General features: G+C 62.7%; 10 protein-coding genes, 1 tRNA gene and 1 pseudogene. 6 read left to right on the top strand and 6 right to left on the bottom strand.

Annotated elements, in window-relative coordinates; all coding sequences use genetic code 11:
• The 3 genes and pseudogenes from ACP16H_RS25300 to ACP16H_RS25290 all read right to left on the bottom strand — a co-directional run.
• Positions 1 to 143 (bottom strand): annotated as a pseudogene (locus tag ACP16H_RS25300) (IS5/IS1182 family transposase); the annotation flags it as partial.
• A gap of 23 nt (positions 144 to 166) precedes the next feature.
• The gene (locus tag ACP16H_RS25295; RefSeq protein WP_425074931.1) at positions 167 to 1,396 is read right to left on the bottom strand and encodes an integrase; all 1,230 of its coding nucleotides are present in this window, start codon (positions 1,394 to 1,396) and stop codon (positions 167 to 169) included.
• Positions 1,397 to 1,686: 290 nt separating this feature from the next.
• Positions 1,687 to 1,760: transfer RNA gene (locus tag ACP16H_RS25290), tRNA-Cys, on the bottom strand.
• Positions 1,761 to 1,981: 221 nt separating this feature from the next.
• On the opposite strand from ACP16H_RS25290, the gene ACP16H_RS25285 reads away from it, so the two are divergent.
• The 3 genes from ACP16H_RS25285 to ACP16H_RS25275 all read left to right on the top strand — a co-directional run bounded on the left by ACP16H_RS25285 (position 1,982) and on the right by ACP16H_RS25275 (position 5,491).
• The gene (locus ACP16H_RS25285) at positions 1,982 to 2,635 is read left to right on the top strand and encodes a protein-L-isoaspartate O-methyltransferase family protein (protein WP_425074930.1); all 654 of its coding nucleotides are present in this window, start codon (positions 1,982 to 1,984) and stop codon (positions 2,633 to 2,635) included.
• 70 nt (positions 2,636 to 2,705) lie between these two features.
• The gene (locus tag ACP16H_RS25280) at positions 2,706 to 4,100 is read left to right on the top strand and encodes a TolC family outer membrane protein (RefSeq protein ID WP_425074929.1); all 1,395 of its coding nucleotides are present in this window, start codon (positions 2,706 to 2,708) and stop codon (positions 4,098 to 4,100) included.
• Positions 4,101 to 4,171: 71 nt separating this feature from the next.
• Positions 4,172 to 5,491: a hypothetical protein gene (locus tag ACP16H_RS25275; RefSeq protein ID WP_425074928.1), complete on the top strand. Its 1,320-nt coding sequence runs from the start codon at positions 4,172 to 4,174 to the stop codon at positions 5,489 to 5,491.
• Between the two features lie 155 nt (positions 5,492 to 5,646).
• Here ACP16H_RS25275 and ACP16H_RS25270 read toward each other — a convergent pair whose 3' ends face one another.
• Positions 5,647 to 5,967, bottom strand: coding sequence for a DUF6280 family protein (locus ACP16H_RS25270; RefSeq protein ID WP_425074927.1), 321 nt, complete (start codon positions 5,965 to 5,967; stop codon positions 5,647 to 5,649).
• 217 nt (positions 5,968 to 6,184) lie between these two features.
• Here ACP16H_RS25270 and efp point away from each other — a divergent pair, with 217 nt between their 5' ends.
• Both efp and ACP16H_RS25260 read left to right on the top strand, forming a co-directional pair.
• Entirely contained in the window at positions 6,185 to 6,748 is a 564-nt protein-coding gene (efp, locus tag ACP16H_RS25265) for an elongation factor P (RefSeq protein ID WP_425074926.1), read from the top strand.
• Positions 6,749 to 6,839: 91 nt separating this feature from the next.
• Positions 6,840 to 7,307: an N-acetyltransferase family protein gene (locus tag ACP16H_RS25260; protein WP_425074925.1), complete on the top strand. Its 468-nt coding sequence runs from the start codon at positions 6,840 to 6,842 to the stop codon at positions 7,305 to 7,307.
• Here ACP16H_RS25260 and ACP16H_RS25255 read toward each other — a convergent pair.
• Positions 7,283 to 8,032, bottom strand: a complete 750-nt coding sequence (locus tag ACP16H_RS25255) for a YgfZ/GcvT domain-containing protein (protein ID WP_425074924.1) — start codon at positions 8,030 to 8,032, stop codon at positions 7,283 to 7,285. The genes ACP16H_RS25260 and ACP16H_RS25255 overlap by 25 nt on opposite strands.
• Positions 8,033 to 8,091: 59 nt before the next feature.
• Here ACP16H_RS25255 and ACP16H_RS25250 point away from each other — a divergent pair, with 59 nt between their 5' ends.
• The gene (locus ACP16H_RS25250; protein ID WP_425074923.1) at positions 8,092 to 8,766 is read left to right on the top strand and encodes a TIGR04283 family arsenosugar biosynthesis glycosyltransferase; all 675 of its coding nucleotides are present in this window, start codon (positions 8,092 to 8,094) and stop codon (positions 8,764 to 8,766) included.
• A 17-nt stretch (positions 8,767 to 8,783) separates the two neighbouring features.
• Here ACP16H_RS25250 and ACP16H_RS25245 read toward each other — a convergent pair whose 3' ends face one another.
• A complete protein-coding gene (locus ACP16H_RS25245) occupies positions 8,784 to 9,506 on the bottom strand; it encodes a tyrosine-protein phosphatase (RefSeq protein WP_425074922.1) in 723 nt (240 codons plus the stop codon).
• Between the last annotated feature and the right edge of the window lie 69 nt (positions 9,507 to 9,575).

Raw genomic sequence — 9,575 nt, 5'->3', positions numbered from 1 at the left:
TGTCGGCCGCGTTTGCCGGTCGGCGCAGCATCCCAGATCATCTCGGGATCGAACCAGATTGTCAGCGAGCCTCGACGCTTGAGCGCTTCATTATAGGCTGGCCAGTTCCTGGTCTTGTAGGTCGGGGGTGTGGGTCTGCTCATGTCGTCCAGCTACCACGCTGGATTCACGACATGAATCCCTCACAGGATTTGTGCAACAGAGCCAGGCCCGGCTGCTTGATCCCCAGCTTGGGCAAGAAACTCTCGTTACACCAGCGGCCCAGGTTGCGGCCATAGCCGCCATTGGCGCTGTAGCTGAAGTCTCGGAAAAGGCGTGTGCCGCTTCTGCGACTTTCCACGAAGTCAAGAAAGCCAAGGCGGATCAACTCCGTATGCAGCGGCACCTTGCGCCGTCCCGCCTTCGACTTGACGCTCTTGGTGTCGTCGCCTTCGTCGGTGATGTTCAGGAACCATGTGTCACCGTCCTGCTTCACATCGGCAATGTCGAGTTGGCAAATCTCGTTCAGACGCGACCCGGTGAACATGCCCAAGAGCATTCCCCACTTGTGGCTGTCTTTGCGGACCAGCCCGGACGGGTTTTCCGTCAATTCGGTGTAGATCAGGCGCAGTTGGTCCGGTGTGAAGGGCTTGCGCTCGCTCGCGCTGTCTTTCTCCTTTTTCACCTTCATCCCTTCAAAGAGCGTATTGGGTGAGTGCCCGTGTCGCTCTGCCCAGTCGAAGAACATCTTGAACATCTGGATGTGACTGTTGATCGTCTTTGGAGAAATCTTCTTCTGCCCCAGGACTTTGATGACTTCGCTGAGAGGCAGATCCTTCAAGGCGGGCTGGGTATTCCGGCTGGACGGTAGCTGTTGCAGCACCTTCTTCACCTCGCTCGCATCCTGCTTGCTGATCGTGGCGAGTAGCCGCTCGCGCCCGAAGTGCTCGACCAAAATGTTAAGGTACGCGGCGTTTTGCTTGGTCGTCTTTTCGGCCCATTGGCGGGAATGCTCTAGGAGGAAATCGTCCAGCGCAGCACCGAGGGGCGTGGAGGCCGCTAGGGCGGGTGCAGGAGGGCGGCTAGCGATTTTCGGGGTGTCGGATAGGGAGAAGGTCTCGAAGCGCTCAGCGGCCTCCAGAACGGCTCTCAGCGCGGCCTCGCGCCAGTGGCGGACTTCCGATTGAAGCCTGTCCGCGTTATCGGACCAAACCGCCTCGCTCAAGCCAACATCGCTGCGGAACCGCTGGACGGTTGTAGACAGGTACTCGTCGGAAAGGTCTGTGAAGCCGTGTTTGGTCGCGTCTTGATATATCGCTATCTCTTCCTTCGCGGCTTCCAAGAAAGCGGGCGATAGTCCCTTGTCGTTTAGGGTCTCAAGATACCTGTCCCGCTGGGCGGCGAAGTAGTCCTTCATCTTTGACCTTATCTCGTCATGTCGAAGTCTGGCCAATGCTTCATGATCCCTGATCAGTCGCCCGCAGGATGCGATATATCTGGCGAGATCACCAGCTTTGTCTGGGCACTTGGTTCTAAGAGACAGGCGCAAGGTTCTTCGCCCTTCGCAGTCTTGGCCGGGTAGGGGCCACCGGAAGTAGAAGATGCCATGGCGTGACTGGCTGAGGTAGGATGACAGCAGCATTGGGTGTGTCCCACTTTGTGTCACACTCGACCATCAAGCCGCTAACTGTCTGATTTAGAAAGATATGGAGGCGAGTACCGGAATCGAACCGGTCTACACGGATTTGCAATCCGCTGCGTAACCTCTCCGCCAACTCGCCCCGCTGCCGGCCCGGTGAGGTTCTTCCGGGCTGGGGTAGGGGGCTTCTAAAGCGACGCGTCGCGGTTCGCAAGTCGGATTTCGCACCCTCCGTGGTGGTTTTCTTGCGTGAGCTGCCGGGTGCGACGATCACGATGCAAGTTTGATCGGCTGGGACATTGCCGCCAAGGGACACTTGTGGCAGAACGCTTGCCAAGGTCTCTGAACGAAAGAGTTTAGTGCATGAGCGACTTTGCCACACGACGCCGCATGATGGTCGATACCCAGGTTCGCCCGTCTGATGTCACAGAATTCCCGATCATCGACGCGATGCTGACGGTCCCGCGCGAGGCCTTTGTGCCGCGTGATCGAATCGAGGCTGCCTATGTCAGCGAACATGTGGAACTGGGGAAGGGTCGCGTCCTGCTGGATCCGCGCGTTTTTGCGAAGATGCTCGATGCGCTGGACGTTTCGAACAACGACCTGGTTCTCGATCTGGGCGCTGGCTACGGCTATTCGTCCGCGGTGATCGCACGCATCGCGGAGGCGGTTGTCGCCGTTGAAGATGATGAGACCCGTCACGACGAAGCACAGGCGCTGTTGACCGAGCACCATGCCGACAACGTCATCCTGCACAACGCGCCGCTGACAGAGGGTGCCGCCGAACACGGTCCCTACGATGTCATCATCATCGAAGGCGGGGTCGAAGTGCTTCCTGCCGCGATCGAGGCGCAGCTCAAGGAAGGTGGCCGAATGGCGGTGATCTTCATGGAAGGCGCGCTGGGCACCGTCAAGGTCGGCCACAAGATCGACGGCGTGATCAACTGGCGGTACGCTTTCAACGGGACGGCACCCGTGCTGCCCGGTTTCGAGACAGTCGAAGAATTCGCGTTCTGACCGTCTGAACGACGGCGCGCACATCGAGGGGTAGGGCAAGATGGTGTTGGACAGGATTCGCGCAGGATGCGTGAAGAAGGTCGCAGTTGCGGCCATCTCGATGACTGTGGCCAGCACGGTCTGGACCGCCGCCTGGGCAGAGACCCTGGCCGAAACGCTGACCTACACCTACATGCATAGCGGCGTGGTGGATCAGAACCGCGCGCTCTTGCGGGCGGCGGATGAAGATGTCGCACAGGCGCTGGCCTCGATGCGCCCGATCCTGAACTGGACCGGGCAAGTCCGCCGTCAGTATGGCACCGCCGGAACGTCCACCATCACGCAACGGACCAGCACCTGGGATGCCACGGTGGGCCTGTCGGCGGAACTGGTCCTCTATCAGGGCAACCGTCGCAAGCTGGGCATCGACGCCGCGAAGGAGGCCGTTCTTTCGGCCCGTGGCGATCTGCTGTCGGCGGAGCAGACGGTTTTGTTGCGGGCCGCAGTGGCCTTCCTGTCGATCCGCGAGGCGGCGGAAACGCTTGGCCTGCGTCAGAACAACGTGCGCGTGATCCGTCAGGAAGTGCGCGCGGCGAACGATCGGTTCGACGTGGGCGAGGTGACCCGCACTGACGTGGCCTTGGCCGAGGCGCGGCTGGCCGCAGCCGTGGCTGCTCTGGCAGCTGCCGAAGGGAACCTGATCGTCGCCGGGGAGGAGTTCCATGCGGCGGTGGGCCGCGATCCCGGCAAGCTTGTGACCCCGTCGAAACTGCCGAGCCTGCCGTCGAGCGTCGAAGACGCAAAAACACAGGCCGTGCGCCGTCATCCTGATATGATCGCCGCCCAGCACAGCGTGGCAGTGGCGGAATTGAACGTGCTGATTGCCGAGGGCGCGATGAAGCCGACACTTTCGGTGACCGGCAGCTACGGCGTCACGAACGAATTCGACAACGGCGATTTTTCGCGCGGGGGGACCGTCGCCCTTCAGGGATCCGGGCCGATCTATCGCGGCGGAGAGCTTTCGTCGCTGGTGCGTCAGGCTCTGGCCCGCCGGGATCAGGCGCGCGCTGGCCTGCACGTGGTTCGATTGTCGATCGAACAGGGCGTCGGCAACGCCTATGCGCAACTGCGCGTCGCTCGTGCCAACAAGTCGTCTTTCCAGGAGCAGGTGCGCGCCGCGCAGACGGCCTTCCAAGGCGTGCGCGAAGAGGCGAAGCTGGGTGCGCGGACGACCTTGGACGTGCTGGACGCTGAACAGGAACTTCTGGACGCGCGGGCGAATCTGATCGCCGCCGAAGTGGCTGAATTCCAGGCGGCCTATCAGGTCTTGGCCGCGATTGGCTTGATGACGGCGGATGCGCTGCGTCTGGACGTGCCGCAGTTCGACCCGTCGGCGTATTACAATCTGGTGAAAACTGCGCCAATGGCGCGCAGCAAGCAGGGGCAGGAGCTGGATCGTGTCCTTCGTGCCCTCGGAAAAGATTAGTTTTTTCCACTTCTGTTGTGCGACTCTGACCGAGAGGTTAAGCTGATCGTCGAGGCCAGAGTGGTATAATAATGTCAGACCCCGTCACCAACGTTGAAATAGAGGATATTCTATCCTCGATCCGGCGACTCGTTTCCGAGGATGACGTGCCGCGACCCGTTCCTACCCGAGAAGCGAAGCGCGTGGACCGGCTGGTGCTGACGCCGTCCCTGCGTGTGAAAGACCAGCCCGAGCTGAAGGCGGCACCCATGCCGCCGATCATTCTGTCGCGTGCGACCCGCGCGCGGGAGGATGCGGCAGCGAAGGGGCCGTCTCTGTTGGCACAACTGGTGCAGGAAGAAGTGGCGCGCGCCATGACGGACCGAAACGAGGATCCGTTTGGATTGGCCGCGGAGGTCGTGCAATCCACGACCGCCAGGCCAGAGACTCTGCGACTGTCGGAACCCTTGGACTTGGGGTCGGTGAGTTTGCGTTCGTCCGAAGACTTGGCGAAGCGGGACGTTCAGGACGTTTCCGTAGATGTGTCAGAGGACCTTGGCGATTTCGATGCAGAGATTTTGGACGCAGAACCGCTTGCCGCAGCGGTCGATGAGGATGTCGACGACATTTCTCTCGAAGCGATGCTGGATGATGAGGCTGGTGCCGTTGAAACCGAAATCGATCTGACGGCAGCATTGGCGGAGGAAACGGAGACGCCGGAGCCATCGTTTGCTGTCGATGAGGCGCTTGAACGCAAGATCGCCGCGCTGGAAGCGCTGGTGCGGGGGCGTAGCGAGGCGCCGCAACCGGAAATCGCCGACGACGTCTCGGAAGATGACGTTGCGGCAGAACACGACGCCGGGGCGCTCGACCTGGACAAGCTGATCGAAGCGGTTGAGCAAATCACGGAAGAAACGACCGAAGACGCGATCCACGACGAGGAGGCCGTCGACGAGGACGCCGCCGAAGGCGAGGACGATGTAAGCGAAGAGGTCTTTGCCGAAGCTGCGGAAACTCTGGTATCCGACGCGGAAATCGAGGCACGGGATGAGGAGGCGCGGGTCACGCTGAAGCTTGTGCAGCAAGCGCCTGAGGTCGCCCAGTCGGTCGAAAGCCTGATCGAATGGGAGGATGTCGCCCCGGCGCCGGAAGATGCGTCGCAGGTCCCGCAGGTGGTCGAGGTCGAAGAGGATCCCTGGCAGCCGGCCCAGGCCGATGCCGATGCCGAGGTCATGGCGTCCCAGACACGCGACGACGTGCCGATGATCGACGAGGCTATGCTGCGCGAGATGGTGTCGGACATCGTGCGTCAGGAATTGCAGGGCGTTCTGGGCGAACGCATCACGCGCAACGTGCGCAAGTTGGTGCGTCGCGAGATCCATCGCGTGATGATGACGCAGGATTTCGACTGAGGTCCGGACAGGTTCATTAAAACGAAAGGCCCGCTGAATGCGGGCCTTTTTTGTATGGGTTGCTGCTGTGTCACACGGAATCTAGGCGGCACCAAAAGAAAAACCCGCTCTGGCAGCGAGCGGGTTTTCTCGAGTTGGGTCGTTTTGGTCGGGTGTCAGGCGGCTTCGGCCTGCTGAGCGGCATTGCGGCGCTCACTCTCTTCGCGCGACAGCGCGACGGAGGTGCGGATGCCCTTCGACACGAATTCCATCAGGCCCGACACGACACGCTCGTTCGGGTCAATTCCAGCACAGGAAAGTACTTCACGGCCATCACGCGAGCGCGCCCAGCGGGCGATCTGCTCGGGGCCATTTCCGTACTTCTTGTCATCGGCAATCGCATCGTCCAGAGCAGCCAAGACCACGGCGGCGAACAGCTTGCGCGCGCGGTTGCCTTGCTCGGCGTTGAATGCGGTACCGTCAACGAAATCTCTCATCTTGCGACCTTTGATTATTGCTCTTGTCTTTTCCGGCGTGAGGCGGGTTATGGCGCATTCGCAGCGATTCGGATACCCCGTTGCTGCATAGCTCCCATGCATTTTGCACATATCTTTCTGCAATTGCACACGACATATCGTTGTCTTGCCAGCCGGCGACTGGCCAGATATAGGGCGTGCCTGACTACCATCAACCTTTTGCCACGGAAAAGCCACAATGCCCAAGATCAACGGAAACGAGATCCGTCCGGGAAACGTTCTGGAGCACGACGGCCATCTTTGGGCCGCGGTCAAGGTCGACCATGTGAAGCCCGGCAAGGGCGGCGCCTTTGCGCAGGTCGAGCTCAAGAACCTTCGTAACGGATCGAAACTTAACGAACGCTTTCGGTCGGCTGACAAGGTCGAGCGCGTGCGCCTCGAACAGAAGGACATGCAGTTCCTCTACGAAGCCGACGGCCGCCTGACCTTCATGGACGCGGAAACCTACGAGCAGGTCGAACTGGACGCCGACATCCTCGGCGAGCGTCGCCCGTTCCTTCAGGACGGCATGACCATCGTCGTGGAATTCCACGAGGCCGAGGCGCTGAACGCGACCCTGCCGCAGAAGGTCATCTGCGAAATCGTCGAGACCGAGCCGGTCGTGAAAGGCCAGACGGCGGCCAACAGCTTCAAGCCCGCCGTGCTGGACAATGGCGTGCGCGTGACGGTTCCACCGTTCATCGCACAGGGCGAGAAGATCGTCGTGAACACCGAAACGATGGAATATTCCGAACGCGCATAACGCGTGCGGCCAACTTCGTTCCCCGTGCAACCGCCGGGGGCGATATATCAGACAGAGAGGCCTCCGGCATCCCAGCCAGGAGGCCTTTTTCATGATTACCCAAGCCACAGACGACGACCTGCCGGACCTCGTGCCGCTGCTGCGGGCGTTGAACGCGCTGCATGTGACCCACGTCCCGGATCGCTTTCACGATCAGGCCAGCGATGCGGCGCTGCTGGAGGTGCTGCGTGGCGCTCGGGCGCAGGGGGCGCGGTTCCTTGTCTACCGGACGGAAGGCGTGGCGCGGGGCTACCTGAAGTGGCAACCCATGCCCGCCGGGGTCGCCGCGCTGGAGCACCCGACACGGCAGGCGGTTCTGGATCACATCTACGTCGAACCGATCTGGCGCAGGCGGGGCCTTGCCTCGCGTCTGATTGCGCGGTTCGAGGCCGAGATCGCCGCTGACTTCGACGGCTGGGTGGTGCGCGTACATGCCTTCAACCGCGCCTCTGCCGCGCTGATGCAGCGGCATGGCGCGGTGCTGGCGGTGCAGGCCTATGCCAAGTCGGTGGCAGGGTAAGTCACCGTCGCACCAGCGGCCTGCATCGGCCCCGTGGCGCGGTCGAAGCGCAGGTAGGCGATGCCCGCGCCGTTCGCCTGCGTGTAGAGGGTTCCGACGCTTTTGCCCTCTGCCGTGATCTCGGTGCCAAGGGGCGCCGCCCCGTCGACCGCCACGCGGGCGAGGCCCTTGCGCAGTTCGGTCTTGTGCTTCATCCGGGCGGTGACCTCCTGCCCGACGTAACAGCCCTTCTTGAAGTCGACGCCGTTCAGGCGTTCGAACCCGGCTTCGAGGATGAAGGTGTCGGGGGTCAGCTCCACGCCGGTTTCCGGCACGCAGGCGGCGACACGCAGGGCGTTCCAGTCCACGTCTTCGCCCGGCTGACCGTGATAGCCGCGCCACCCCAGCGCCGCGTTGCGCGGGTCGGCAAAGGCACCTTCGGGCGGGAGGCCAAGGCCACGGGTCACGGTCAGGTCGGTCGGCGTGATCTGCACGTCCGAGCGGAGTTTGTACATGGTCAGAAGCGGCAGGAGTTGCGTGGCCTGACCGGCTTCGGCGTCGATCAGGATGTCGTCGCCGTCCGGCACAAGGAAGAAGTCGGCGCGATACTTGCCCTGCGGCGTCAGGATTGCAGAGTAGACGAGGCCCTGGTCCAGCTTGTCCACGTCATTGGTGACGAGGCCCTGCAGGAAGTGGCGGGCGTCGGAGCCGCTGACCCGGAGCACCTTGCGCGCGTTGTCGGACATGTCTTTCCCCTGTCTGTTTGCGGTGACATATAGGCGCGAACACAGGGAGATGACAGGCCATGCGCGCACCGATCTCGGTGGTGGTTCCAACGCTGAACGCGGCGAGCGGCTTGCCCGCCTGCCTTGCGGCATTGGGGGAAGGGCTGAACGAGGGGTTGATCCGCGAGCTGATCGTCAGCGACGGAGGATCGACGGACGTCACCTTGCAGATCGCAGAGGCGGCGGGGGCGGAGGTAGTCCAAGGCCCCGCGTCCCGGGGCGGTCAACTGCGGCGCGGATGTGCGGCAGCGTCGGGCGACTGGCTGCTGGTGCTGCACGCGGATACGGTGCTGCTGCCGGGCTGGGCAGGTGCGGTGGCGGGCGTGCTGGGCACGGATCGCGCGTATTGGTTCACGCAGCGCTTTGACGGCGGCGGCATGGCGGCGCGGGTGGTGTCGGGCTGGGCGAATGCCCGGTCGCGGCTGGGCCTGCCCTATGGCGATCAGGGCCTGCTCTTGCGGCGTGAGGTCTATGAGGCGGTGGGCGGGTTCGCCGATATGCCGCTGATGGAGGACGTGGCCATGGCGCGGGCGCTGCGCGGGCGTCTGGCGGGGCTGGATGCGGTGGCCGAGACCTCGGCAGAGAAGTATCGCCGTCAGGGCTGGCTGCGGCGCGGAGGACGCAACCTGTGGACGCTGGCGCGCTACATGGCAGGCGTGGACCCGGAGCGGCTGGCGCGGGATTACCGGCGCTAGGCGCCAGGTGTCACGCGTCAGGCGTCGCGGGCGTCGTGCAGGGTGCGGGCGACCTCTGACTCGGGGCGGCGGTTGTCCCAGCCATCTTGCAGATCGTTGGCGCGGTATTCGCTGCGCACCCAGTCCTCGAACCCGATGTGCCCAAGCTTCAGCCGTTCGCCGTAGACGCGGAGGATGTAATCCTGGATGCCGGTCTTGGTGAAGTCGAGGTGGATGTACTTGAGGCCCAACTGCTTTTGCGCGACCTCAAGCGGCGCGTCTTCGAAGATCAGCAGGTACATGGCCGCCACCATGCCCGCCCGGTCGGCGCCGGATTTGCAGTGGAACATCATGGGCTTCTCGGCGGCCCGCAGGGCGTCGATGACGCCGATCAGCTTGTCGCGGGGAGCGGCGTTTCGCGCCCACAGTTTCGCGTTGACCAGTGTCATGCCGAGGGCATTCACGCTTTCCTCTTCAAAGAGGTAATGCGCCCGCACGTCCTCCCCGCGGAGGTTGATGACGGTCTTGATGCCCATCTTCGCGTATTTCTCGAACCGGGCGTGGGTCGGCTGGTTCGAGCGGTAGACCCCCGGCGCGATCTGCCAGAAGTTCGTCCAGAGCACGCGCAAAAACGCGTGGTCGAAGATGTGGTAGTGAAAGCGGGACCAGCGGCGTTCCACCGGGTCCGTGATGTCGGTGCCGAAGGAATGCCGGATGCGGCGCTCGGTTTCGGTCAGCTTGTCACGTAGTTTTGCCAGCATGCGCGCGGTCCCTTGCCTCAGGCGCGCGGTTTACGCGGCAAAGGGGCCGGTGTCCAGCAAAGGGCGCCG

It is taken from the genome of Sagittula sp. S175, from assembly GCF_049800975.1.
Taxonomy (GTDB): Bacteria; Pseudomonadota; Alphaproteobacteria; order Rhodobacterales; family Rhodobacteraceae; genus Sagittula.
This window is presented reverse-complemented; position numbering and strand designations above follow the sequence as displayed.